Source organism: Streptomyces sp. 3330, from assembly GCF_031456635.1.
GTDB lineage: Bacteria > Actinomycetota > Actinomycetes > Streptomycetales > Streptomycetaceae > Streptomyces.
The window spans coordinates 23,869-48,878 of sequence record NZ_JAVDVA010000028.1 but is presented as its reverse complement, the minus strand read 5'-3'; the positions used below and the strand labels follow the sequence as shown (position 1 = coordinate 48,878).

22 protein-coding genes and 1 pseudogene are annotated in these 25,010 nt (G+C 71.6%); 10 read left to right on the top strand and 13 right to left on the bottom strand.

Annotated elements, in window-relative coordinates:
- Window positions 1-41 precede the first annotated feature (41 nt).
- Genes J2X68_RS33660 through J2X68_RS33650 form a run of 3 tightly spaced genes read left to right on the top strand, consistent with a single transcriptional unit; the run spans window position 42 to window position 2,830 of the window.
- On the top strand, window positions 42-1,379 hold the full coding sequence (locus J2X68_RS33660) for a ferredoxin reductase family protein (RefSeq protein ID WP_310436394.1): 1,338 nt from the start codon (window positions 42-44) through the stop codon (window positions 1,377-1,379).
- Window positions 1,380-1,389: 10 nt separating this feature from the next.
- Entirely contained in the window at window positions 1,390-2,094 is a 705-nt protein-coding gene (locus tag J2X68_RS33655; RefSeq protein WP_310436393.1) for an FMN-binding protein, read from the top strand.
- A gap of 22 nt (window positions 2,095-2,116) precedes the next feature.
- Window positions 2,117-2,830, top strand: coding sequence for an FAD:protein FMN transferase (locus J2X68_RS33650; RefSeq protein WP_310436425.1), 714 nt, complete (start codon window positions 2,117-2,119; stop codon window positions 2,828-2,830).
- A gap of 244 nt (window positions 2,831-3,074) precedes the next feature.
- Here the strand turns inward: J2X68_RS33650 and J2X68_RS33645 are convergent, their stop codons facing one another.
- A complete protein-coding gene (locus tag J2X68_RS33645; RefSeq protein WP_310436392.1) occupies window positions 3,075-5,189 on the bottom strand; it encodes a glycosyltransferase family 39 protein in 2,115 nt (704 codons plus the stop codon).
- Window positions 5,186-5,626 carry a hypothetical protein gene (locus J2X68_RS33640; protein WP_310436391.1) on the bottom strand — a complete coding sequence of 147 codons (441 nt, stop codon included), beginning with the start codon at window positions 5,624-5,626 and terminating at the stop codon, window positions 5,186-5,188. The genes J2X68_RS33645 and J2X68_RS33640 overlap by 4 nt, the downstream gene beginning before the upstream one ends.
- A 136-nt stretch (window positions 5,627-5,762) precedes the next feature.
- Between J2X68_RS33640 and J2X68_RS33635 the strand changes: the two genes are divergently transcribed.
- From J2X68_RS33635 to J2X68_RS33620, 4 genes are all read left to right on the top strand, one after another.
- Window positions 5,763-6,161 carry a hypothetical protein gene (locus J2X68_RS33635; protein WP_310436390.1) on the top strand — a complete coding sequence of 133 codons (399 nt, stop codon included), beginning with the start codon at window positions 5,763-5,765 and terminating at the stop codon, window positions 6,159-6,161.
- Between the two features lie 82 nt (window positions 6,162-6,243).
- Window positions 6,244-7,398: an ABC transporter ATP-binding protein gene (locus tag J2X68_RS33630; RefSeq protein ID WP_310436389.1), complete on the top strand. Its 1,155-nt coding sequence runs from the start codon at window positions 6,244-6,246 to the stop codon at window positions 7,396-7,398.
- On the top strand, window positions 7,395-8,111 hold the full coding sequence (locus J2X68_RS33625; protein ID WP_310436388.1) for an ABC transporter permease subunit: 717 nt from the start codon (window positions 7,395-7,397) through the stop codon (window positions 8,109-8,111). Before J2X68_RS33630 ends, J2X68_RS33625 begins: the two co-directional genes overlap by 4 nt.
- Window positions 8,108-8,776 carry an ABC transporter permease gene (locus tag J2X68_RS33620; RefSeq protein WP_310436387.1) on the top strand — a complete coding sequence of 223 codons (669 nt, stop codon included), beginning with the start codon at window positions 8,108-8,110 and terminating at the stop codon, window positions 8,774-8,776. The genes J2X68_RS33625 and J2X68_RS33620 overlap by 4 nt, the downstream gene beginning before the upstream one ends.
- On the opposite strand, the gene J2X68_RS33615 is transcribed toward J2X68_RS33620, so the two are convergent.
- The 5 genes and pseudogenes from J2X68_RS33615 to J2X68_RS33595 all read right to left on the bottom strand — a co-directional run bounded on the left by J2X68_RS33615 (window position 8,773) and on the right by J2X68_RS33595 (window position 14,322).
- Entirely contained in the window at window positions 8,773-9,273 is a 501-nt protein-coding gene (locus J2X68_RS33615; RefSeq protein WP_310436386.1) for a RidA family protein, read from the bottom strand. The genes J2X68_RS33620 and J2X68_RS33615 overlap by 4 nt on opposite strands.
- 230 nt (window positions 9,274-9,503) lie before the next feature.
- Window positions 9,504-10,103 carry an ATP/GTP-binding protein gene (locus J2X68_RS33610; protein ID WP_020125271.1) on the bottom strand — a complete coding sequence of 200 codons (600 nt, stop codon included), beginning with the start codon at window positions 10,101-10,103 and terminating at the stop codon, window positions 9,504-9,506.
- Window positions 10,090-10,533, bottom strand: a complete 444-nt coding sequence (locus tag J2X68_RS33605; protein WP_310436385.1) for a DUF742 domain-containing protein — start codon at window positions 10,531-10,533, stop codon at window positions 10,090-10,092. Before J2X68_RS33605 ends, J2X68_RS33610 begins: the two co-directional genes overlap by 14 nt.
- A 31-nt stretch (window positions 10,534-10,564) precedes the next feature.
- Window positions 10,565-11,041 carry a roadblock/LC7 domain-containing protein gene (locus J2X68_RS33600; protein WP_190147619.1) on the bottom strand — a complete coding sequence of 159 codons (477 nt, stop codon included), beginning with the start codon at window positions 11,039-11,041 and terminating at the stop codon, window positions 10,565-10,567.
- A pseudogene (locus tag J2X68_RS33595) lies at window positions 11,038-14,322 on the bottom strand (ATP-binding protein). Before J2X68_RS33595 ends, J2X68_RS33600 begins: the two are co-directional and overlap by 4 nt.
- Before the next feature lie 402 nt (window positions 14,323-14,724).
- On the opposite strand from J2X68_RS33595, the gene J2X68_RS33590 reads away from it, so the two are divergent.
- On the top strand, window positions 14,725-15,684 hold the full coding sequence (locus J2X68_RS33590) for an ABC transporter substrate-binding protein (RefSeq protein WP_310436383.1): 960 nt from the start codon (window positions 14,725-14,727) through the stop codon (window positions 15,682-15,684).
- A 24-nt stretch (window positions 15,685-15,708) separates the two neighbouring features.
- Window positions 15,709-17,514, top strand: a complete 1,806-nt coding sequence (locus tag J2X68_RS33585; protein ID WP_310436382.1) for an aromatic amino acid lyase — start codon at window positions 15,709-15,711, stop codon at window positions 17,512-17,514.
- 39 nt (window positions 17,515-17,553) lie between these two features.
- Here the strand turns inward: J2X68_RS33585 and J2X68_RS33580 are convergent, their stop codons facing one another.
- A complete protein-coding gene (locus J2X68_RS33580) occupies window positions 17,554-18,924 on the bottom strand; it encodes a glycoside hydrolase family 43 protein (RefSeq protein WP_310436381.1) in 1,371 nt (456 codons plus the stop codon).
- Between the two features lie 208 nt (window positions 18,925-19,132).
- Between J2X68_RS33580 and J2X68_RS33575 the strand changes: the two genes are divergently transcribed.
- Entirely contained in the window at window positions 19,133-19,549 is a 417-nt protein-coding gene (locus J2X68_RS33575; protein WP_310436380.1) for an ankyrin repeat domain-containing protein, read from the top strand.
- Window positions 19,550-19,813: 264 nt separating this feature from the next.
- On the opposite strand, the gene J2X68_RS33570 is transcribed toward J2X68_RS33575, so the two are convergent.
- From J2X68_RS33570 to J2X68_RS33550, 5 genes are all read right to left on the bottom strand, one after another.
- Complete coding sequence (locus tag J2X68_RS33570; protein ID WP_310436379.1) at window positions 19,814-20,431, bottom strand: ATP/GTP-binding protein; 618 nt, start codon at window positions 20,429-20,431, stop codon at window positions 19,814-19,816.
- Window positions 20,418-20,774 (bottom strand): DUF742 domain-containing protein, encoded by a 357-nt coding sequence (locus J2X68_RS33565; protein WP_310436378.1) that lies wholly within the window; start codon window positions 20,772-20,774, stop codon window positions 20,418-20,420. Before J2X68_RS33565 ends, J2X68_RS33570 begins: the two co-directional genes overlap by 14 nt.
- Window position 20,775: 1 nt before the next feature.
- A complete protein-coding gene (locus tag J2X68_RS33560) occupies window positions 20,776-21,210 on the bottom strand; it encodes a roadblock/LC7 domain-containing protein (protein WP_310436377.1) in 435 nt (144 codons plus the stop codon).
- A gap of 11 nt (window positions 21,211-21,221) precedes the next feature.
- A complete protein-coding gene (locus J2X68_RS33555; RefSeq protein WP_310436376.1) occupies window positions 21,222-23,726 on the bottom strand; it encodes a nitrate- and nitrite sensing domain-containing protein in 2,505 nt (834 codons plus the stop codon).
- Window positions 23,727-23,814: 88 nt separating this feature from the next.
- Window positions 23,815-24,831: a substrate-binding domain-containing protein gene (locus J2X68_RS33550; RefSeq protein WP_310436375.1), complete on the bottom strand. Its 1,017-nt coding sequence runs from the start codon at window positions 24,829-24,831 to the stop codon at window positions 23,815-23,817.
- Window positions 24,832-25,010: the final 179 nt, after the last annotated feature.

The window sequence follows — 25,010 nt, the reverse complement described above, 5'->3', positions numbered from 1 at the left end:
AAGCTCTGTGTTCTGAGGACCCGATCTAGGAGTTTCCGTCCGTGACGACCGTCCAATCGCCTCCCGTACCCCCCACGGCGATACGTCCCAAAGCAGTGGCCCGCGCCGGCCTGTACGCCGTGCTGGCCGCGAACGCGGCCGTCGTGACCCTCTTCGCCGTCCAGGCGGGCTTCGCCTCCAACGCGCTCGTCGTGATCGGCCGCTTCGCCGGCCTGTACAGCGCCCTGCTGATGGCGTTCCAGCTGCTGCTGGTCGCCCGGCTGCCCTGGCTGGACCGCCGCATCGGCATGGACCGGCTGACCAACTGGCATCGCTGGACCGGTTTCGGCCTGTTGTGGACCTTGGTCGGCCATGTGGTTTCCATCACTTTCGGCTATGCCGAATCCTCGTCGATGAACCCGGTGAGCCAGCTCGTCGACCTCGCCGAGACCGTCGAGGGCGTGCTGCGCGCCGCCGTCGCGATGGTGCTGATCCTGGTCATCGGCGGCGTCTCCGCCCGCTGGGCCCGCCGCCGCCTCGCCTACGAGACCTGGCACTTCGTCCACCTGTACACGTATGTCGCCGTCGTGCTGGCCTTCACGCACCAGGTCGCGGTCGGTACGACCTTCACCGCGTCGTCCGCCGCCACGGCGTACTGGTACGCGGTGTGGGGCGTCGCCCTCGGCTCGGTGTTCCTGGGCCGGCTGGTCATGCCGCTCTGGCGGAACCAGCGTCACCAACTGCGCGTCGAGGCCGTCGTTCCCGAGGCCGACAACGTCGTCAGCGTGTACATCACCGGTCGTGACCTGGACCGGCTGCCCGCCCGGGCCGGCCAGTTCTTCCTGTGGCGGTTCCTGACCAAGGACCGCTGGTGGCAGGCGAACCCCTTCTCCCTCTCGGCCGCGCCCGACGGCACCCGGCTGCGCCTCACCGCGAAGGCGGCCGGCGACGGCTCCGCCGGACTGCGCCACCTCGAGCCCGGCACCCGCGTCTTCGCCGAGGGCCCCTACGGCGCCTTCACCGCCATGCACCGCACCCGGCCCGAGGCCCTGCTCATCGCCGGCGGCGTCGGCGTCACCCCCATCCGGGCGCTCCTCGAGGAGATCCACGGGCACGCCGTGGTCATCTACCGGGTGGCCGGCGAGCGGGACGCCGTGCTCTACGACGAACTGCGCGAACTCGCCCTGGCCAAGGGCGCCGAACTGCATCTGGTCACCGGGCCGCCGGTGCCGGACCGACTGGCGCCGCGTGAACTCGCCGCGCTGGTACCGGACATCGCGGAGCGGGACGTCTTCCTGTGCGGCCCGCCGCCGATGATGAACGCGGTGCTCGGCACCCTGCGCGAGCTGGACGTGCCCAAGCCGCAGATCCACTTCGAACGCTTCAGCCTGGCGGGATGAGAGAGACATCGTGAAGCGAGCCATACCTGTCCTGGTCCTGTCCGTGGCGGGTCTGATCCCGGTCTGGCGCTACGAGCCGTCGACCGGTACGACCTCCACCGCCGAGGCCGCCTCGACTCCCTCCGGATCCTCTTCCTCCTCCGTCTCGGCGGGATCGGCCACGTTCACCGGTTCGACCGTGGCCACGGAGAAGGGCGACGTCCAGGTCCGCATCACCTACGACGGCGACAGGATCACGGCCGTGACGATGCTGAAGCAGCCGGATCATCCGCAGACGACGGCGGCGGTGCCGAAGCTGATTGCGGAAACGCTTGCCGCGCAGAGTGCGGACATCGACACCGTTTCCGGCGCGACCGTCACGAGCGACGGCTACCGGGAGTCGCTCCAGGCCGCGCTCGACGCGAAGGCGGCCGCCGCGTCCGCGTCCCCCTCGGCCTCGGCGGCCGGCTCGGCGTCGCAGACCGTGTCGGGTTCGACCGTGGCCACGGAGAAGGGTGACGTCCAGGTCGAGGTCACCTTCGAGGGCGACAGGATCACGGCCGTGACGATGCTGAAGCAGCCGGATCATCCGCAGACGACGGCGGCGGTGCCGAAGCTGATTGCGGAAACGCTTGCCGCGCAGAGTGCGGACGTCGACACCGTTTCCGGCGCGACCGTCACGAGCGACGGCTACCGGGAGTCGCTCCAGGCCGCGCTCGACGCGAAGGGCGCCTGACGTGCACCGTGTCGAACACGTCATGGGATTCCCGGTCTCGCTGCGGGTGGACGACCCCGTCGTCCCCGACGGCACGGGGGACGCGGTGTTCGCGTGGCTGCGCGAGGTCGACGCGCGGTTCAGCCCGTACAAGGCCGACAGCGAGGTTTCCCGGTACGGCCGGGGCGAGTTGCCGGCCGACGAGCTGAGCGCCGACCTCGTGGAGGTGCTCGACATCTGCGAGCGGTACCGGGTGGCCACCGGCGGCGCCTTCGACGTCCGGCTGCCCGGCCGCCCTCTCGACCCCTGCGCGGTGGTCAAGGGCTGGTCCGTGCAGCGGGCGGCGGCGCTGCTGACCGGGGCCGGGCTCAGCCGGTTCTGCCTCAACGCCGGTGGCGACGTGGTCGTTTCCGGCGGGCCCTGGCGGGTCGGCGTGCGCCATCCCGAGATCGCCGACCGGCTGTGCGCCGTCCTCGAGCTCACCGACGGGGCCGTCGCGACCTCCGCTCGTTACGAGCGCGGCGACCACATCCTCGACGGCCGCACCGGACGCCCGGCGACCGGCCTCGACAGCCTCACCGTCGTGGCCCCGACCCTGACCGAGGCGGACACCGTCGCCACGGCCGCCTACGCCATGGGCGCGGAGGGCGTCGAGTGGGCGGCCGCGCGCGAGGGTTGCGAGGTCTACGCCGTGCTGCCCGGCGGACGTGTCCTGCGCACCGCCGGGTTCCCGGCGGCGGGGGCCGCGGCGGCGTGAGCGTCGGGGCGGCCGCCCTGGGAGCGGCCCTGTGGCTGCTCGGCTGGGGCGCGACGGTCCTCGCCTGGACGTCCGGGCGGGCACGTCGGCCGCCCCCGCGTCGGCAACGCCGGTGCCGTGGTCGTTGCCGCTGACCGGGTCGCGCCGGCCCAGCTTGCTCTGAAGCGGTTCCACAAGGTTTCAGGGCACACGGAAGGCGGGCCGTCGGTGAAACCGGCGGCCCGCCGTTTCTGTTCGGTGTTTCTCACCCGACGTCGGACGCGTCCAGGCGGTAGAGACCGCTGTAGTCGGACACGGCCGTGCCGTTCGCCTTGACCCAGGTCAAGATCTCGGAGTTCGAGGAGCCCTGACCGCTGTCGCCGACGACGATGTAGTGCAGCTTGCCCGCCTTCACGAGGCTCTTCAGCTTGGCCAATGTCATCGCGTCGTCGCTGCCGGACCAGCCGCCCATCGAGATGACCGGCTCGCCTGACTCCAGGATGATCGAGGAGGCCGTCTGGTCGGTGGCCACCGCCACCAGCCAGGTGGCCCCGTCCTGGTTCTGCTTCAGGTACGTGATCATCGCGGACGACACCTGGGTGCCGTCCATGCCCCCGGCAGCGCGACCGCCGGCGGTGCCGGACTCGGCGGTGCCGGATTCCGCGGTGCCGGACCCGGCCGTCCCGGAGCCTGCCGTGCCCGACCCCGTCGAGTCGCCGCTGCTCGACTGAGGGCCGCCCATGGCCTGGCCGTCGCCCGCACCGCTCGGCGCCTCACCGGAGCCGGTCCCCGGTCCGCCCTCGGACCCGCTGGGCCGCTGGCCGCCGCCCATGCCGCCGTTGCTCGGCCCGGCCGTCGGGTTGGTGCCGTTGGTGCTGGCGGTCGCCGCGGAGGCCGAGTAGGCGGCCGGACCGGCGAGCAGCGCCACGACCGCCGCAAGCGCCGCGACGCCCATCAGCCGCCGCCGCTTCGTGAACCGGCCGACCAGCAGCCCGATCACCGAGGCCGCCCCCGCCACACCGGCCACGATCTGGGCGACCGTGTACAGCGTTCCGGAGCCGGAGACCCGCTGGAGCAGGACGACCGCCCACACCGAGCTCGCGGCCACCGCGACCGGCAGCACCCATCCCCACTTCACCGCGGAACGGTTGCGGAAAGCGTTGTGGAGCATGACGCCACCGGCGCCGGCCAGTGCCGCGACACCGGGCGCCATGGCGGTGACGTAGTACGGGTGGAAGGTGCCTTCGGCGAGGGCGAAGGTCAGGTAGTGCAGGACGAACCAGCCGCCCCACAGCATCAGCGCGGCACGCCTGGCGTCCGTACGGGGCGCCCGGCCGCGCAGGACGAGACCCGCCACCAGCGCGATCGCCGCGAAGGGGATCAGCCAGGAGATCTGGCCGCCCATGATGTCGTTGAACATCCGGTAGAGGCCCGCCTCGCCGCCGAAGCCGGCGCCGTTGCCCTGCGAGCCCACCGAGGAACTCGCCCCGAAGATGCGGCCGAAACCGTTGTAGCCGATGACGAGGTCCCAGACCGTGTTGTCCGTCGAGCCGCCGATGTAAGGGCGGGACGAGGCCGGGATCAGATCGACGACCACCATCCACCAGGCGCTGGAGACGATCAGCGCGACCGTGCCGACGGCAAGGTTGCGTATGCGCCTGCCCAGCGAGGCGTCCGCGGCCCACAGGTACACCAGGAAGAACGCGGGCAGGACGACGTACGCCTGCATCATCTTCGTGTTGAACGCGAACCCGATGGCGACACCGGACCACACCAGGGGCATCAGCCGACCGGTGCGCACGGACTTCAGCAGCGCGGCGGCGCCGAGCAGCATCAGGAAGACGAGGATCGGGTCGGGATTGGTGTCGCGCGTGATGGCGACCGTGATCGGGGTGAGTGTCAGCGCCAGCGCGGAGACGGTCGCCGCCACCGCGCCGAAGTCCCGCTTCACCAACCGGTACAGCAACGCGACGGAACCGGTTCCCACGGCGACCATCGGCAGCGTCAACTGCCAGGTGCCGTACCCGAAGACCCGGGCGGACAGGCCCATCACCCACAGGGCGAACGGCGGCTTGTCGACCGTGATGAAGCTGCCCGCGTCCAACGCGCCGAAGAAGAACGCCTTCCAGCTCTCGGTGCCGCTGTACACGGCCGCGTCGTAGAAGGTGTTGCCGGTGATCGAGGAGAGGTTCCAGGCGTAGAGGACCGTGGCCAGGACGAGGATCGCCCACAGGGCGGGGCGGGCCCAGCGCGGGTCCTCGGGTGCGCCGGTGAACAGTCGCCGGGCGCGGGAGACGGGCCCGCCGTCGCCGGGCGGCGCCGACCGGTGGCGGGCGCCCTCCTCGCGGACGGAGGCGGGCGGCGGGGCGAGTGTCGTCATGACGCGTACTCCAGGTGGGTGTTCGCCCCGGTGGACAGGACGACGGCGGGAGTGGTCGTGCGTGCCGCCGGCGCCCGGCGGGTGCTCGTGCGGCGGGGTACGGCGGGGACACGGGTGCGGCCGGTGAAGCCGCACCGCGCGTCCGGGAACCGGGTGCCGAGCGCTGTTCCCAGCAGCGGACGGCGGCAACGGGAGACGAACTCCCGCTCGGCGCCCGGGACCACGGACGCCCGGCGGTGCGGCCGGCTGCCGACGGCGAGGTCGCTGTGGCCGGACAGCAACGGGGCGATCAGAGGGGGTAACGCATCCTGGCCCGTCGACATATCCACCTCCGTGTACGCGAGGCCATCCGCGCCGGAACGGTTTCCCACCTGTTTCACGACGGCGCCCCGGCTCTCGACCCGCCGCCGGACGCCTCCCGCGTTCGCTTCGTTCATGGCCCTGACGATCGAGGCCGTGTCTGGGGGATCCCTGAGCCGGCCCTGAGGGAGGAGTGAGAATCAGCGGACTCACAGGGTGCGCACAGTCGAAACCCCTTTCATCCGGGCGCGGGTGGCGTGATCCACTGGCCGCATGAGTCTGACGAGCGAGGTCTTCCTGGTGGGGGACGACGGCGACCTCGACATCCTGGCCGGGGTCCGGGACGGTCGGCCCGACGGCATGGATCTCGCCGGGCCGGAGTCGTGGCGCCGGACGGTCTGGGGATCACGGGCCATCCGCCGGATCGGCGCCCGGTTCCTGCCCGCGCTCGTGAGCGTGCACCACGGCGACGTCGTCGCTCCGGACGAGATTCCCGCCTTCCTGGCGGAAATCGCTTTGGTACGCGCTTGCTCGGAGCGGCTCGCCGCCGAGACCTGCCCGCCCGACCGCACGGTCGACAGCCACCGCCGTCATCTCCGCGCCCGCCTGCACGGCATCGAGGTGAGCGCGCGGTACGCGCAGGAGGCCGGCGGCGGACTGCTGATCTGGTAAGCGGTCTAGACTCTCCCCGCAACGGCCCGAACTCGTAACGAGAGCGGGCAGAAATTGCCAGTCCCGAAGGGTATTCGGCGCTTTGATACGGATAGATTCAGTCACCAAGCGATACCCGGACGGCACGGTGGCGGTCGACCGGCTCTCCCTCGACATACCGGACCGTTCGATCACCGTCCTCGTCGGCCCCTCGGGCTGCGGCAAGACGACCACCCTGCGGATGATCAACCGGATGGTCGAGCCCAGCGAGGGCACGATCCTCATCGACGGCGTCGACAGCCGTCAGCAGCCGGTCAACACCCTGCGCCGGTCGATGGGTTACGTCATCCAGAACGCCGGTCTCTTCCAGCACCGGACGATCGTCGACAACATCGCCACCGTGCCCCGGATGCTCGGCTGGAGCAAGGACAAGGCCCGTGCGCGGGCCCGGGAGCTGATGGAACGGGTGGGGCTCGACGCCTCGTTCGCCAAGCGCTACCCCTACCAGCTCTCCGGAGGCCAGCAGCAGCGTGTCGGCGTGGCCCGCGCGCTCGCCGCCGATCCGCCGGTGCTGCTGATGGACGAGCCGTTCTCCGCCGTCGACCCCGTCGTCCGCAAGGGCCTTCAGGACGAACTGCTGCGCATTCAAGCGGAGTTGGGCAAGACCATCGTCTTCGTCACGCACGACATCGACGAGGCCGTGAAGCTCGGCACGATGGTCGCGGTGCTGCGCACCGGCGGCCGGCTCGCCCAGTTCGCGCCGCCCGCCGAGCTGCTGTCCGACCCCGCCGACGCGTTCGTCGAGGACTTCCTCGGCGCCGACCGGGGCATCCGGCGCCTGTCGTTCTTCTCCTCGGATGGCCTGGAGCTGCTCACCACGCCGATCGTCGCGATCGACTCCACGGCCGAGCAGATCGCCGCCCGTGGCGCGACCGACGCGCCCTACCTCCTCGTCACCGGCCTCGACGGCCGCCCGCTCGGCTGGAGCGAGCCCGGCGCGCTGACGGCCGGACGGATCGACGCCGACCGACTCCTGCCGTACGGACGGCCGTTCGTCGCCGGGCGGGACTCGCTGCGCGCCGCCCTCGACTGCGCGGTCCTGTCGCCCACCGGCTGGGCGGTCGCCGTGGACGCCGAGGGCCGGGCCGCCGGAGTCGTTTCCCAGACGGCCATCGGCGAGGCCATCCGCGGCGCCCACGCGGCAGGTCGCGCGGAGCGGCCGTCGACCGAGGAGACGGCCCAGAAGGTCATCCGGTGAACCGCTTCTTCGACATCCCCAGCGACCTCCAGCACGACTGGTTCGGCCTGATCGGGCTCCACCTGCGCGAGGCCCTGCTGCCGGTGCTGGGCGGGCTGCTGCTCGCGCTCCCGCTCGCCCAGCTGTGCGTGCGGCTGCGCTGGCTGTACCCGCCCGTGCTGTGGGTGACGACCGTGCTCTACGCCATCCCGTCCCTGGCCTTCTTCGTCGTCCTCATCGACTACACGGGCCAGACCGAACTGACGGTCATGATCCCGCTCACCGTCTACAGCCTGGTCGTGCTCGTGCCGGCCATCGTCGACGGCGTGCGCTCGGTTCCGCAGGAGACCCTCGCCGCCGCGACCGCCATGGGCTTCGGACCCGTACGCCGTTACGTCCAGGTCCAGTTGCCGATCGCGGTGCCGGCCATCATCGCCGGCCTCCGGGTCGCCACCGTGTCCAGCATCAGCCTCGTCAGCGTCGGCATGCTGATCGGCAACCAGGGCGCGCTCGGCAACCTGCTGCACGACGCGCAGATCTACAACAGGCCCGAACTCGCCTGGAACTCCGTGATCACCAGTGCCGCCCTGGCGGTGCTCGCGGACGCCCTGCTGGTCGTCCTGCGCGTCCTGCTCACCCCCTGGATGCCGAGCGGCGTGCGCGGCGGAAAGTCCAGGCCCGCCGGTGTCCGGCCCGACCCGGCCGTGCCCGCCCTGGAGGACGCAGCCCGGTGAACGTCATCAATTTCATCAACGCCTTCTTCAGCGACGGCGCGCACTGGCACGGATACGACGGAATCCCCACCCGTGTGTGGGAACACGTGCAGTACTCCCTGGAAGCGCTTGCTCTGGCCGCCGCGATCGGGCTGCCGATCGGCCTGCTGACCGGACACTACGGACGGGGCGGAAACGTGCTTTCCCTGGTTGCCACCGCCGGCCGGGCGCTGCCCACCTTCGGCCTGCTGGTGGTCACGACCATCGTCCTCGGCTTCGGCATGCTGCCCGTGATGATCCCGCTGGTCGTCCTCGCCGTCCCGCCGATCCTGGTCACCACCTACGAGGCGGTGCGCTCCGTCGATCCGTCCCCCGTGGACGCCGCGCGGGGCATGGGCATGGGGGAGTCCGGCGTCCTGCTGCGCGTCGAACTGCCCGTCGCGCTCCCGCTGATCTTCGGCGGCCTGCGTTCGGCGGCCATCCAGATCGTCTCGACGGCCACCATCGCCGCGTACGTCAGCCTCGGTGGGCTCGGCCGTTACATCGTCGACGGTCTCTACCAGCACGACTACGAGAAGGTGATCGGCGGCGCCACCCTGGTCGCCGGCATGGCACTCGCGACGCTCGCGGTGTTCTGGGCGGCGGCGAAGGTGACGGTCTCGCCGGGGGTGCGCCGGAGCAACTAGGACCGGTCCCGGCCCTGGTACCCGCCCTCGCCCTGGGGCGAGGGCCGTACGGCGATCGCGTCGACCTCGAACAGCATGCCCGGCGGGGCGAGCGCGGCGACCCCGCTCAGGGTCTGCGCGGACAGCCGCTCGCCGAAACGGGCGTGCAAGGCCTTACCGAGGATCTCGAGCCTGCCGGGGTCGTGGTCGACGACGAACGTGCCCAGCCGCACCACGTGGCGGAGCCCGAGGCCCACCCCGGCCGGCGCCGCCTCCAGCCGGTCGAAGGCCAGCTCCACCTGGGCGGCGAAGTCACCGGGCACGGGGGCGCCCGACGCGTCCGAGGCGTACTGGCCCGCGACGAAGACCGGTTCGCCGGGCGCCGACACGGCATGGCTGTAGCCGAAGGGCGTGGGGTCGTGCAGGGCAGGCGGGTTGGTGATCGTCCGCTCGTCCTGGCTGTGCCGGTGCCTGAGATTGCGGCTGTTGCTGTCCCGGTTGCTGTCACGCTGGCTCATGACGGAAACAACTGCGGTGCGGAGGAAAGGCATTCCCCCGCACCGCAGTTCGGCCAGCCGCAAGCGTGGTGGCCGCTTGCGGCTGTTCTGTTTGTTTCCAGTCGTTTCAGCCGCCCGTGGTTGTTTCCGGTTGTCGGCAAGCGTTGCCAACCGCCTTCTGGCTGTTTCTGGCCGCCACTAGCTGTTTCTGGCTGTTTCCAGCCGGTTCCGGCCGTCGGCGGCCCACGACGTCAGCCGCCCGAGCGTGCCAGTGCCTGTTCCAGCACGACCAGCAGCGCGTCGCGGACCGAGCCGCGCTCGCGGGCGTCGAACACGAGCAGCGGGACGCCCTCGGACACGTCGAGGGCCCAGCGGACCTCGTCCAGCGTGTGCGCGATCTGTCCGTCGAAGGCGTTTACGGCAACGGCGAACGGGATCTGCTTGTGTTCGAAGTAGTCGACCGCGGCGTAACAGTCGTCGAGACGGCGGGTGTCCACGATGACGAGCCCGCCGACCGCGCCCTCCACGATGTCGTCCCACATGAACCCGAACCGCTCCTGCCCGGGCGTGCCGAACAGGTACAGCTTCAGTGTCGGGTCGATGGTGATGCAGCCGAAGTCCATCGCGACCGTGGTGGTGGTCTTGCGCGGTGTGTGGCTGAGGTCGTCCACACCTGCCGCGACTTCGGTGATGGCCGCCTCGGTGGTCAGCGGCTCGATCTCGGAGATGGAGCCGACGGCGGTGGTCTTGCCCACGCCGAAGCCGCCCGCGATCACCAGTTTCACCGGCAACGGCGGCCGTACGGCGGCCTGACCGGCCGAGGTGCGGACCAGCGGTTCAGTCGGTGTCACGGAGTACCCCCCGGGAGTCGGGGATGGCCCGCAGGCCATCGATAACCCTGCGCAGAACGGATGCGTCGTGGGTGACGCCGGAGTCGGGCACGTGCACCGACAACTGCCCCGCCGTCCGGAGGTCCTCGGCGAGGACCCGCACCACGTTCAGGTGCAGCCGCAGCCTGGCCGCGATCTCCGCGATGGACTGCGGGACGCGGCAGGCGGCGACGATGTCGTGCTGTTCGAAGGAGAGCCGGCCGAGCGCGTCGAGCCCGCCGGTGGTGGCCACCAGCTGGGTCTCCACGGGCATGGTCCGGCCGGACGACGCCTCGCCCGCGGCGCCCGCGACCCGGCCGGCGGTGACCAGGAAGGGCCGGACAGCGGGTGCGGGGCCGACAGGGGCGACGCCGTCCTCGTCGGCCCCGCGCGGTGTGCGGCCGTCCGCCATCGGTCTTCGCTCTCTCTACGGTGGCACGCGTTCAGCGCGTGCGCGTGGCGCCGACGCTGTTCTTCAGTTCCAGGACGAGCTGCGGGCTCAGCGCCGTGCCGGCGCGGTTGGCGAACACCGTCATCTCGTAGGCGATGTTGCCCAGCTTGGCCTCTTTGTCGGTGACGACGCCGAGCACGGCGCCGCTGCCGATCGCGGAGACCAGCACGTGGCCGCCCTCGAGGTCGATGATGACCTTGTTCAGGCCGCCCAGGCCGTAGTTCCCGGAGGCGCCGGCGGCCAGGCTGGTGATGCCCGAGACGATTGCGGCCAACCGTTCGGAGTCGGCGTGCTCGCGCAGCTCCGACACCGCGATCAGCAGTCCGTCGGAGGACACCGCGATGGCGTCCACGACCCCTGCGGTCTCGGTGGCGAAACGGTTGAGCAGCCAGGTGAAGTCGGCTGCGGCGGCCCGCAGATCGGTCGGTCTGGCGTCTCCGGCGGGAGTCTCACCTGTCGACGTGCTCACTGCTCGGCTCCTTCCGGAAGGTGGTTCTGGTGCTGCGTGGTGTCCCGGCCGGTGATCGGGTCGGTGATCGGTTCGGACCGGTCGGACGCGTCGGACTGCTCTGTCCGGTCGGTCCGTTCGGGCGAAACGGCGGGACGGTGGTCGTGCCGGGGGTCGTTCCGGCGGTCGGTCGGGTCTTCGCCCGTGGGAGTGAGGGGGCGGGGCTCGGCGGGGCGGGGGTGTTCGCCGGTGTCCCGGTGCGCGCGGGCCACGGCCGCCTCGAACTCCTCCAGGGAGTCGCGTACGGCGTCCGCGTCGGCGGGGCGGGCGGCCTGCCGCGCGGCCTGCTGGGCGGCGGCGTCGGCGGTCGTCCGCAGCGTCGCCCCGCGCACCCGTCGACGGAGCGGACGGGAGCCGTCGGGCCCGACGGCGAACGGATCCGCCCCGGCCCGGGAGGGAGCGGAGAGCGGACCGGCGGATCCCTGGGGGCCGGTGGAACGGTCCGACGCGGACGGCTCGCCGGCACGGTCGGCGCCGGTGTGCTGCGCCCCGCGGACGAAGTCACCGGGGTCGCCTGTCGCGCGGGCGGGGCCGCTCGCGTGGGCGGACGGGTGGGTCTGCGGCGCGGGCTCCGTCGTACGGGCGGCGGGCCGGGAGCCGGCCGCGTGGACGTGCGACGACTGCGCCGCACCGGGGGCGGTCGCGTGCTCCGCCGTACGGGCGTGGCCCCCGGGTTCGTCCTCCGCGCGGGCGTGAGGCGTCGTCCCGGCCGCACGGGGCGCCGGGATGCCGACGCCGGCCGGGTAGGCGCGGGACGCGGGCTCCTCGCCGGTCGCCGACTCGGTGCCGGTGGCGGCCGGAGCCTCGGACGGGGCGGCCGCGGCGGGGGCCGCGGGCTCCGCCGTACAGGCGGAGAAACCGCCTTCGACGATGTGCTCGGTGGAAGCGGTCACGGCGGCAGGCCCGGAGGGAGCTGACCCGGTTCCGGCCGCAAAGGAGGAGGAACCGGTTTCCGCCGCAAGGGCCGAGATACCGCTTTCATCGGTTTCGGCGCCGGCACCCACCACCGTCGTCGCGGTGTCGCGCGTGGGGTCGACTGCGCCGGTCACCGGAGTGAGCGGGGCCTCGGCCTGTCGTTCGGCCGGGGACGGATCGCGGCGGGGGACCCGGCGCGGGAGCGTGCCCGGTTCGTCCTCGTGCGTGGCCCAGGACGGCACCGTGGACGGGACCGACGACGACGGTGAGGGGCCGGCCGCGGGGGCCGACGGGGCGGCGAGGGCGGCGGCGCCGGTGGCGGCGGGCCGACCGGGCGGGTCCAGCTCGCTCATCGTCAGGAGCAGCGTCGAGGGGATCTGCACCTCGGCCGTCACGCCGCCGCCCGGGGTGCGGGAGAGGGTGACGTCGACGTCCCAGCGGCGGGCCAGCGCGCCGACGACGAACAGGCCGAGCACCTTCGTGGGGACGACGTCGAGGCGTTCGCGGCGCACGAGGCGGGAGTTCTCCTCGGCGAGGCGTTCGGCGCTCATGCCCAGACCGTGGTCGGCGACGGTGATGGAGGCGCCGTCCGCGTCGGAGCCGACGACGACCTCGACGGGGCTGCCCTCGGGCGAGAACGACACGGCGTTCTCGAGGAGTTCGGCGATCATCAGCGTGAGGTCGCCGATGATGTCGGGCTCCACCATGGTCTCGGTCGCGGCCCGCAGCTGCACCCGCTGGAAGCCCTCGATCTGCCCCAGCGCGGCGCGCACGACGTTGGTGAGCTCGGTCGGCCCCGCGTCCAGGACGGTCTCGCGGATGCCGGCCAGCAGCATCAGGCTGTCGGCGTTGCGGCGCAGGCGGACCGCGATGTGGTCGATGGAGTAGAGGCGTTCGAGCAGCGCCGGGTCTGTCTCACCGCGCTCCACCGCGTCGATCAGCGCCAGTTGACGAGTCGTCAGGTTGCTGACGCGTCGGCCGACGTTGCCGAACATCTCGGCGACGTTGCGCCGGCTGAGCACCTGGCGTTCCAGCAGCGCGGCCGCGGTGGTCTGTACGTTGTTGAAGGCCTCGGCGAGTTCACCGATCTCGTCGTCCGCGGTGACCGGGAGCTCGCGCAGGCGCGGAGGCCCGGACTCCTCGGCGTCGTCGTCGGCGACACGGGCGAGTTCGCGGCCCGCCACGTCGGCGACCTCCTGGGCCGCCCCCGTCAGCGCCAGCACCGGGCGGACCACGGAGCGGCGCACCAGGATGGAGAAGGCGATCCACAGGGCGAAGCCGAGCAGTGCGAGGGACAGCAGCAGACCCGCGCGCCACTGGGCGCTGGAGGCGGTGTCGTCGGCCCGGTCGGCGATCTGGTCGATGAGCGACGCGGTGATCTTCAGCCTGGTCCGGGCCTGGGTGCTGTAGTCGGGGTAGGAGGCGATGGCCGCGCGGAACGCCGTGCGGATGTCGGCCTTCGACTCGGCCTGCAACGCGCTCGGGTCCACGGCGAGTTCGGCGTAGTGCTGGCCGATCGACGCCTGCGAGGAGTTGTGTTCGATGCCGCCGAACTCTTCGTTCTGCGCCTCGTCGGCGAACCGCTCGAACCGCTGGGCCTGGTAGGTGAACAGCTCGTAGGAACCGACCGCGCCGGTGAACTCGATGAGTGCGTTGCTGTCGCCGGTCCGGGCGGAGAACACGCCGGTCTCGAAGGCGCCGTGCGCGGCGTCGGCGCGCAGCAGCGAGTCGAGGAGGTTGCCCGTGAAGGTCGTCGCGAGGTCGGCGTTGCGGTCCAGGCCCAGGCCGTCGATGAGGCCGTCGGCCGCACCCGAGTACGCCGGGTCGATGTTGTCGGCGGGCAGATAGCCCTGCTCGATGGTGGCCCGCAGACCGGCCAGACCCTGGACCTCCTTCAGTGCCTGCACCTCGGTGTCCGGCAGTCGGTCGCCGAAGGCGTCGACGACTTTCTGCACCTGCGCGTCCACGGCGGCCTGCGCCTGACGGTAGCCGTCGGTGGAGGGGGTGCCGCCGTCGAAGGACGCCTCGTGCCGCACGGAGAGCAGGATCGCCTGCTGGTGCTCGTCCTGCAGCACGGCGACGAGCTGGGCGACCTGGGCGCTGTCACGCACCAGTTGGGCGGCGTTCTCCGCGCGGTCGGACTCCTGCACCAGGTCGACGATGAGGTACGTCAGCAGCAGCGCGATCACCGTCAGCGGGATACCGACGAGTACGTTCAGCTTGCGCTGGAAGGGCCACCGGTCGGCGAAACCCCGCAGACCCCGGCGTGCGGACGCCGGTGCCGAGGATGCCGACCGGGCGGGCGCGTCCACCTCTTTCGTGGACACCGGGCCTCCTTCAAGGGGGTGCTGCGGGTGTGCAGGGGGCATCTGCATGCATGCCGACTTTCTGCACACACGTGTCCGAATATGAATGATACGGAAGCGGCCCCCGTACACCGCTGTGGCCGACGCCGACTGCTGTGGCGGACGCCAACTCCGGCGAGACTATCGCCTATTCGAACGGTCGAGCGCGTCGCCCTACGTCAAGAATCCATTACGAAGCGGTGAACCAGGGCCGTTCAGGGGCCTTCAAAGGGGTACACAGGTGATCTACCGATCCGGTCGTAAGTGATCACGGATCGAAGCCAATCGGTAACCCGGCTCCTCTTGACTGATCAAGAAGCGGGTGGATTGGATCAGGCCAGCGTGTTTGAGTTCTCATCAACCCCCCAGCCCGGAACGGGAACCGTGACTTCCAACGCCCACAGCAGCAGGTCCCTCAGGAACCACCCCGGTGCGGCGGCCGTCGCCCTCGCGGCGGTGACGGTCCTGCTGGCGGGATGCTCCTCCTCGTCCGACGACACCTCCGACCCGCTCGCCGGCGACAAGGCGGCCGGCGACACCGTGGTCGTCGGCTCCAACAACTTCGCCGAAAGCATCCTGCTCGCCGACATCTACGGCGAGGCCCTGAAGGCCAAGGGCATCAAGGTGTCCTACAAGCCCAACATCGGCAGCCGCGAGACCACGTACGGCCTGCTCAAGAACGGTTCCATCACCGTCCTGCCGGAGTACAACGGCTCGCTGCTGGCCTACCTGGACGCGAAGGCCGAGCAGACCTCGCTCGCGACCGTGAACGCCGCCGCGAAGGCCAAGCTCGACTCCAAGCTGACGCTCCTCGAGTCGTCGCCCGCCGAGGACAAGGACTCCGTCACGGTCAACGCGGCGACCGCGAAGAAGTACAACCTCACCGCGACGTCCACGCTCGCCGACCTCAAGGACATCGCGCCGGAGCTGGTCCTCGGCGGTTCGCCCGAGTTCCAGACCCGCCAGCAGGGCATCCTCGGCCTGGAGTCGGTCTACGGGCTGAAGTTCAAGTCCTTCAAGGCCCTCGACGCGGGCGGTCCGCTGACCCAGGCCGCGCTGAAGAAGAACACCGTGCAGGCCGCGGACATCTTCACCACGGACCCGACCATCACCCAGGAGAAGTTCGTCGTTCTCCAGGACCCGGAGAACCTCTTCGGATTCGCGAACGTGACGCCGCTGGTCTACAAGAGCGGACTCTCCCAGGAGGGCATCGACGCGCTCAACGCCGTCTCCGCCAAGCTCGACACCAAGACCCTGCTCGACCTGGACTCCCAGGTGCAGCTGGAGAGCAAGGACCCGCTGGACGTCGCCAAGGCCTGGCTGAAGTCGGCCGGTCTCGGCTGAGGTTCCACCGGAGCACGTGAACCGTTGGAAACAACAGGAAACGGACCGGCCCGGGTTTCTCCGCCCCGCGGGGGCGCCCGGACCGTTCTGAACGGCACCACCCTTACCGTCGGCGAGCTGATCGCACTCGTCGACGGTGCGTCCGTCCCCGCGGTGGCCCCCGAAGCCCGCGAGCGCGCCGTCCACTCCTGGCATACGGCGCAGACGCTCGCCGCCGCCGGACGGCTGTACGGCCGCGGCACCGGCGTCGGCGCACAGCGCTCGGTGCCGGTCGACGAGGGCGACGAGGCCGCGCACGGCCTGCGCCTGCTGCGCAGCCACGCGGGCGGCGCGGGCGCCCAGCTCCCCGCCCGCCAGGTCCGCGCCATGCTCGCGGTACGCGCCAACCAGCTCCTCGCCGGCGGCTCCGGAATCCAGCCCGCGTTCGTCGACGCCCTCGTCGACGCGCTCCGTCTCGGCGTCCACCCGGCCGTCAACGAGTACGGAGCTGTCGGCACCGGCGACCTTACGGCGCTGGCCCAGACCGGCCTGACGCTGATCGGTGAACGGCCGTGGCTGAGCCCGGAGTCGAGCGGGCCAAGGAGGACGCCCGGGCCGGACGGCGAGCCGACCGGCCCCGTGGAGCACGCTGCTGAGCCGGCCGGCGGACCCGCCGCCTCGGGGACGGGGCCGGCGCGCTCCTGCCCGTCGGCCACGGCTCCGGCCCTGGACGGCGAGCCCGCTGCCGCCGCTCCCTCCGCCGGCGCCCCCACCGTTCAGCTCGTCACGCTGCCCGGACCCGCTGCCGAAACCGTATACGTCCCCGTTTCCGCCCCTGTTACGGCCGTCGCGGCCGTCCGGGGCCCCTCCACCACGGGCCCCTCCACCCGGCTCCCGGCCCCGGTCGTCCTCGGACCCGGTGATGCGCTGGCCCTGCTCAGCAGCAATGCGCTCGCCTTGGGCCAGGCCGCGCTCGCCCAGCACGAACTGGATGTGCTGCTGCGGGCCACGCACGCCGTCGCCGCTCTGTCCCTCGCCGCGGTGTCCGGCTCGGCGGAGGCGTACGCCGCTCCCGTGCACGCCCTGCGGCCCTATCCCGGCGCCGCCCGCGCGGCCGGTGAGGTGCGGCGGCTGCTGGGCCTGCCCGACCGCCCGCGGCACCGCGGGAGCGGGCGGATCCAGGACCCCTTCGGGTTCCGTGCCTTCCCGCAGGCGCACGGCTGCGCCCTGGACGCCTGCGACCGGCTGCGGGAAATCGTCGAGGTGGAGATCAACTGCCCCTCGGAGAACCCCCTCATGGATCCCGGGGGCACCGCGGCCTACCACCACGGCGGCTTCTTCGCCGCGCCCCTGGGCCTCGCCCTGGACGCCGCGAACCTCGCCCTGCTGCAGACCGCGCAGCTCTCCGCCGCCCGCCTGACGGCGCTCGGCGACCCCGGGCTCACCGGTCTGCCCCCGTTCCTCGGCGGCGGACCGGCGACCAGCTCGGGCACGATGATCCTGGAGTACACGGCCAACTCCGCCCTGGCGGAACTGCGTGCGGCGACGGCACCCGCGTCGGCGGGACACGCGGTCCTGTCGCGGGGGCTGGAGGAGGCCGCCACCTTCGCCGGGCAGGCCGCCCGCCAGAGCGCGCGAGCGGCGGACGCCTACAGCACCGTCCTCGCCTGCGAACTCGTCGCCGCCGTACGGGCCTTGAGGATGAAGCCGGCCCGGGCGGAGGCGCCGGCGCCGTCGGCCGCGGTCCTCGCCGCGGCGACGGCCGTTCTTCCCGCGGGCACGGAAGACCGTCCGCTGAGCGGCGACGTGACGGCGGCGGCCGAACTGCTGCCGCGGCTGGCCGAGTGGTGAGCGCCGCTGCGCGGCAGCGGCACCGCTGACGGATCCGGGTCAGTAACCCACGAAGAACGTCGCGTCCTGCTTCTCGGTGGCCGTCGAGACCGGGTCGATGCGCAGGACGTAGTTCGCGTGCCGGATGTAGCGCGTCGGGTTGTTGTAGGAGCGGAACGACGCCCATCCGGAGTCCGCCAGGCCCGCCGTACGGTAGAAGGTCGCGTCACCGGCGAAGGTCGACGTGGCGTCGTCGGCGTCGAGCCGGAGCTGGTAGTCGTAGTGCCGCAGATACCGCGTCGGGTAGTTCACCGACCGGAAGGAGACCCCGGAGCTGTCGGCCAGGCCGGGGACGAGCTTCCACTGCGAGTCCGTGTACAGGTCGAAGGGGTACGCGTCGATGCGGCCGACGTAGTCGGCGTGGCGGACGTAACGGTCGGGGTAGTTGTAGGACTTGAGCCGGTTCCACGCGGGGGCGCCCCACTTGGCGACGAGGTTGCTGTACTGCGTGCCGGTGATCGTCGTGATGCCGCAGTGCTTGGAGTTCACGGGCTGGGTGTACGTCTTCTGGTCGAGCGCGGTCCAGGTGCCGGCCGCGAGGTCGGTGGACTGCCAGGCGTAGAAGACGCCGTTGGGCGTGTAGGTGTCTCCCCAGAGCCACCAGGTGCTGGAGGTCAGCGACTTGACGAGGGTCGGCGCCTCGGTGCCGCCGTGGGCGACGCCGGTGTTGAAGACCGTGAAGCTGCCGGGGTCGAGCGAGCCGGACCGCGCGCCCACCAGCGTCTGGTCCTTCTTGAAGTAGAGGTAGTTGACGCCGTTCACCCCGACGGCCATGTCACCGTCGATCACGTCGTAGCCGGGGTCGAAGAAGACCTGGGGGGCCGAGGCGGTGACGAAGTCGGTGGTGTAGTTGACCATGATCACGTTGTGGCCGCCGGCGTTCACCGCGGAGTAGATGAGCGCGTACTGCCCCCGGCCCGCGTCCCAGAACGCCTCCGGCGCCCAGCTGTGGGTGTTCATGTCGTGCAGCTTCAGCCGGTGGTAGCCGGTGAAGGTGCGCAGGTCGGTCGAGTTCCACACGTGCACGTACTGGCTGACGTAACTCCAGTCGGTGCCCTTGAGGTCGGTGGCGATCACCACGAAGGTGCCGTCCTGCTTGCGCAGGATGAACGGGTCGCGCAGCCCCAGCGCGCCCTCGGTGGGCGTGACCACGGGGTTGTTCTGATTGAGCGGCATCCACTGCAGCCCGTCCGTGCTGACGGCGAGGTGGAGGCCGTAGTCGGTGCCGGCGCCGAGGCTGGTGGACTCGGTGAAGTAGCCCATCACGTAGGCCGAGTCGGCCGCGTGGGCGGACGGCATGCCGAGGGTGAGGGCGAGGGGGACGGAGGCGGCCGCGCCGAGGAAGAGGCGGCGGGAGGGGTCGGGGGTCATATGCGCTCCAGGGGTGCGGGGATGCCCTTAGACACCGACCTGCAGTTCGAAATGTCGAACCAGGTTCGGTGAGTCGGTCAGAAGGTAGGGGTGTGCGGGGAACAGGTCAATCACTGGGACACGCTTGGCGGTTTCCCGCCTCACACCTGCGGTGCATCACGGAAAATTCCGGCGATCTCCGCGGCGGTCCGGACTACTCTCGGCGACCGTGAACAGGAGACGGCAGAAGAAACTGACGAAGCGTCTGTTGTCGGCGGTGATGTTCGAGGGCGTTCCTCAGGTCGACCTGCTGCTGCGGGCCGGCGCCGACCCCGCGGCCGCCGATGTCGACGGAACGACTCCGTTGTACGCGGCCTGTGTCCACGGGGCCGCCAAGACCGCGCGCAGGCTGCTCGAGGCCGGTGCGCCGCCCGACGCCGAGAGCGCGGGCCTGGGCGCCGAGGGAACCCCACTGTGCGCGGCGGCCTGTTGGGGCCACATCGACGCGGTCCGCGCCCTGCTCGCGCACGGCGCCGACCCCAACCTCCGCGAGGACCACGGCACCGGTCTGACCCCCCTCGCGTGGGCGACCGCGGGACCCCACCCGGAAACGGTTGCGGCCCTGCGTGCCGCGGGAGCCCGGTGACGTGGTCCCGGGTAGGCGGACGGCGGGACGGCGGGACGGCGGGACGGCGGGACGGGGGGACGGGGGGACGGCGGGACGGGGGGACGGCGGGACCGGGGGCGCCGGGCGGTCGGGCAAGTGGCCTGCGGCAAGGCACGCCGGGCGGTGGGGGTGGCCGGACAGGGCCGGGCGGTGGGGGTGGCCGGACAGGCCGGGCGGAGGCGGCCTGTCCGGCCGGGCAGGCAGGTCGATCGGGCCGGGCAGCCAGGTGGACCGGGCCGTGGATCAGTGGGCCGGGCTCGGCCGGAGTGTGACGTCCTCGATCAGCCGGTCGAGGAGAGCGATCAGCACGTCCCGGCACGAGTCACGCTCCCGCGCGTCGCACAACACCACGGGAACATGGGCCGGCAACGCCAGCGACTCCTTGATCTCCTCCGTCGGATAGGGGTGCAACCCGTGGAAACCGTTTACCGCGACGACGAACGGGATGCCCCGGCGCTCGAAGAAGTCGATCGCCGCGAAGCTCGACTCCGGCCTCCGCACATCGATGAGCACCACCGCCCCCAGAGCGCCGATCGCCAGGTCGTTCCACATGAACCAGAACCGCTGCTGGCCGGGCGTGCCGAAGAGGTACAGCACCAGATCGTCACCGATGCTGATCCGCCCGAAGTCCAGGGCCACGGTGGTGGACCGCTTCTCCTCGATGCCCTTGAGGTCGTCCACCTCCAGCCCGGCGACGGTCAGCGGTTCCTCCGTGCGCAGCGGCGTGATCTCGCTGACCGCCCCGACCATGGTGGTCTTCCCGACGCCGAAGCCGCCGGCGATGAGGATCTTCACCGCGTCGGGTGCCGCGGCCTGCCCGGGGCCGAGGGCGGTGGAAGCGGTGGCATCAGATCCGGCCAAGGCCGTCCCTCACTTTCTCCAGCAGATCGAGATCCGGGGTGCCGGTGACGGGACGGGGCGGCCGGGCGGTGATCAGGCCCGCCTCCAGCAGGTCGCAGAGCATGATGACGACCACGCTCACCGGCAGGTCGAGACGGGCCGCGAGTTCCGCCACGGCGAGCGGCCGGGCGCACAGCCGCAGGATCCGGGTGTGCTCGGGCTGCGGCCGCGCGGCCCGCTCGGGCGGCGGGTCGACCGCGGTCACCGTCGTGATGAGCGTGAAGTCGGCACGGCTGGGCCGGGTCCGGCCACCGGTGAGGGTGAACGGCCTGACGAGTCTGCCCGCTTCGTCGCCTCCGCTCACCTCACCCGCCGTTGGTGCGCGCGGCGGGACCGACATGGGCCCGCGGTGCCGCGCTGAGGTGCTCGCCGATCTTCTTGACCAGCATGTTCATCTGGTACGCCACCACGCCCACGTCCGCGTTCTTGCCCGCGAGCACGACGAGATGGGCGCCCGGTCCGGCCGAGGTGAGGATCAGGTAGCTATGGGCCATCTCGATGAGCGCCTGGCGCACCGGACCGCCGCGGAAATCCATGCTGACGCCTTTGCTGAGGCTCATCAGGCCGGACGCGGTCGCCGCCAGTCGTTCGGCGTCCTCGCGCAGGAAGCCGGTGGACTTGCTCACCACCAGCCCGTCCTCGGAGAGCACGACGGCCTGGTTCACGTCGGCGACCCGGTCCACGAGACCGGTGAGCAGCTGGTCGAGCTGGGTGTTCGTGCCGGGGGTGGAGCGTGTCATCGTGATGTCCTTCATGAGCGGTCGGCGGGCGGTGTCGGGGTGTGGGAGGTGCTCGCGGCGGTGACCTGCGGGCCGGGGGCCTCCTCGGGGGCTGGTTCCCGCGGGTCGTCGGGCGGCAGGCCGGCGTCGGCGTGTGCGCGCAGCGTGCCCCGCTGGAAACCGCCGAGGGAAGAGGCCGCGCGCTCCGCGGTGAAGTCGTCCGGGTAGCCGTCTTCCTCGACGGCCGCGGCGGACGCGGCCTCCTCGCGCAACTCGGTGGCGAGGCTGGTCTGCGGGACTCTGCGGGGCAACGGCGTGAGACCTCCGGGCCGAGCGGCCGTGCGCGCGGTCCGGGCCGTGACGGGAGCCACCGCGCTCGCCCGGTTGCCCCGGCCGCCTGCGACGTCCGACGCATCGGATCCGCCGACGTCCGACGCCTCGGCCTCGGCTCTCACACCGTCCGTCGGGAGGGGCGCACGGCTCGTCGAGGACGGGGAGTCCGGTGTGTTCCCGGCGGGCGACGGGCGGTGCGATCCCGGGGCGAGGGGACGGTCGGGCGTCGGCCCGGCGGAGTCGTCCGCCGTCGGGGCCGACGGGCCGGGGGCCTCGCGGACCACGATGTCGTGGGGGACCAGCACGATGGCCGTGGTCCCGCCGTACGGCGACGAGCGCAGGGTGACGGTGATCCCGTGCCGGGTCGCCAGCTGGGCGATCACGAACATGCCGAGCCGTAGGTCGTCGGCGAGCGCCACCACGTCGAACTGGGGCGGGACCGCCAACTGCGCGTTGAACGAGGCGTAGTCCTCCTCGGACAGGCCGAGGCCGCGGTCCTCGACCTCGATCGCCAGGCCCTTGGCCACCAGCGCGGCCCGGACGCCGACCGGGCTGGGCGCCGGCGAGTAGGACGTCGCGTTGTCGATGAGCTCGGCGAGCAGATGGATCACGTCCGCGACGGCCGGTGGCGCGATGTACACGTCCTCCTCGGTGTGCACCTCCGCCCGCCGGTACTCCGCGACCTCCCCGACGGCACTGCGCAGGATGTCGATCAGCGCCACCGGCTCCGTCCAGCTGCGTCCGGGCCGACCGCCGCTGATGATGACGAGGTTCTCCTCGTAGCGCCGCAACTGGCTGGCCGTGGAGTCCAGTTCGTACAGCCCGTTGAGCACGTCCGGGTCCTGGTGCCGCCGCTCCAGCGCGTCGAGCTTGCTCAGCTGGAGGTTGACCAGGTTCTGGCTCTGCCGGGCGATGCCCAGGATGACCTTCTGGAATCCGCGCCGGGTGTCGGCGAGTTCGACGGCGGTGTGCACGGCGGTGCGCTGCGCCGTGTTGAACGCCGCCGCCACCTGGCCGAGTTCGTCGCCGCCGTAGTCCAGCGGAGGGGTCTCGGCGTCCACGTCGACCGTCTCGCCCCGGTCCAGCCGGGAGACGACGTCCGGGAGCCGTTCGTGTGCCAGGCTCAGCGTGGCCATCCGCAGGCCGTGCAGCCGCCGGGACAGCGAGCGGGTGATGCGCCAGGACATGCCCACGCACAGCAGCAGGGCGACGAGACCGCCGGCGCTGAGCGAGGCGGCCGTGATGAGCAGCTCGCGGGCCTCGTCCGCGCTGTGCTGCAGCAGCGCCGTGGTCTGCAGCCGGATCAGTCCCGAGTACTTGTCGGAGACCTCGATGAGCGCGGCACGCCACTGCTTCTGCACGTCCGGCAACGCGATGTCACCGTTTTCGCTCTGTTTCGCGCGGGCCGCGAGCACCTTGTCCTCGACGGACTCCAGGATCTGCCACTGGTAGCTCGTGAGGATCTTCTCGGTCTGTGCCTTCGCGGTGCCGGTGAGCGAGGGGACGATCTGGTCCTGCACCAGCCAGCGCCGGGTGTTCACCAACTGGGCGAACTGCGCCCACGTCTCCTCGTCCATCCGCTGCCGGGGTCCGGCCAGCGTGAGCTGCAGGTCCTCCTCGGAGACCAGTTCGGCGGCGTGCTCCAGCGCGACGAGCGGCCCGGCCTGCGAGGTGAGGTCTCCGTCGTCGACCTGGGACAGCTCCTGGAAGGCGTGGATCTGGTCGTCGATGATCGACGTGTACTGGTCCAGAGCCTGGGCCGCGGTGATGTCGACCGGGTCGTCCACCTGGCCCCGGTAGTACTCCAGGCTGCCCACGGAGGCGACGACCGAGTACATCCGGTCCCTGACGCGGTCGGACGCCTGCTGGATGTCGTCCGACCGCGCGACGAGCTCGGCGACCGCCACGTCCGTCTTCTCGCGCTGCGCCTCCAGCGCCTCCCGGGAGCCTGCGGGCCGCGAGGCCAGCCACACGGCGGACAGGCTGCGCTCCCGCTGCAGCATCAGCGTCGCCTCGGTGCCCATGGCCCCGGTCGACCGGCTCAGCTCGGTCTGTGCGCGCAGCCGCAGCCCCTCCGCGAACATCTGGGTCGTCGTCACACCCCACATGGCGGCGAGGGTGACGCTGGGCACCAGGGCCAGCAGGATCAGGGAGAGACGTATGGAGCCGAGACGTCGGCGCCGGGCACCTGTCCGTGGAGACATAGTCGTCCTAGAGCGATCAGCGGGGGGAAGGGGAAGAGCGAGGGGGGAGGAACTGGGGAGGAGCCGCGGGGTGAGGGGGACGGTCCGGTCAGCGGGTGCCGGCCGCGGCGAAGCGGGCTACTTCGGCGACGTTGGTCTTCGTGACGAAGGCCGGACCCGTCAGCACGGGCGCGGTACTGCCGCCGCTGACATTGCCGTTGGTCTTGTACAGCCAGAGCCCGTCGACCGCCAGGTAGCCCTGCAGATAGGGCTGTTGATCCACCGCGAACTGCACGCTGCCGTCCCGTACGGCCGTGACCAGATCCTCGTTGAGGTCGAAGGTGGCGACCTTGGCCTTGCTGCCGGCCTTCGCTGTCGCCTGCACCGCCGCGAGCGCGAACTGCGCCCCGTTGGCGATGACTTCGTCGATGTCCGGCTCCTGCCGCAGCCGCGCGGCCACGGCGGCGGTCATGGCGTCCATGTCCGTTCCGTCGACGTAGAGCATCTCGGTCTCGCCGGTGAACGTCTTCTTCACGCCCGCGCAGCGCGCCTCCAGGGCGATGTTGCCCCGTTCGTGGATGACGCACAGGGCGTGCCGGGCGCCGAGGCTGTCGAGCTTGTCGCCCACGGCACGGCCCGCGACGCTCTCGTCCTGGCCGAAGTACTCCAGAAGTCCCGCCGAACGCCACGCGTCGATACCGGAGTTGAGACCGACCACGGGGATGCCGGCCGCCTTGGCCCGGGCGACCGGGTTCTTCATGGCCTGCGGTTTGGCGAGGGTCACCGCGATGCCGTCGACCCGGTCGTGGACCGCGTCCCGCACCAGTTCGGCCTGCCCGGCGGCGTCGGGGTCGCTGGCGTAGGTCAGGTCCACACCGTCCTTGGCGGCAGCGGCCTCGGCGCCCTTGCGCACCAGCGCCCAGAAGTCGTCGCCCTCGGCGCCATGGGTGACCAGGGTGATCTTGAGGCGGTCGCCCGAGCCGCCCGCCGTGTCCAGGTCCGCACCGGACGACGTGGCGCCGGAGCAGCCGGTCAGGAGGAGGAGGCAGCAGGCCGCCGCCAGGGCGGTGAGGCGTATGGATCCGAGGGGAGCCGGAGCGGAGGGAGCGGGGAGGGGAGTGTTCATGGGGGGCTGCACCTCGCTGTGCGGCAGAGCAGGGAGGACGGGGCGAGCGCCGCCGGAGCGAGGGGTGTGCACCGGCGAGAGGCATTCGTTGGCTCGGAGCCAACCGCGTGTGACCGCTGGGAGTCAAGTGAGCGACCGCATGGTGTGAGGTGCTGCTGCCGCATTGTGATCCGGGACGG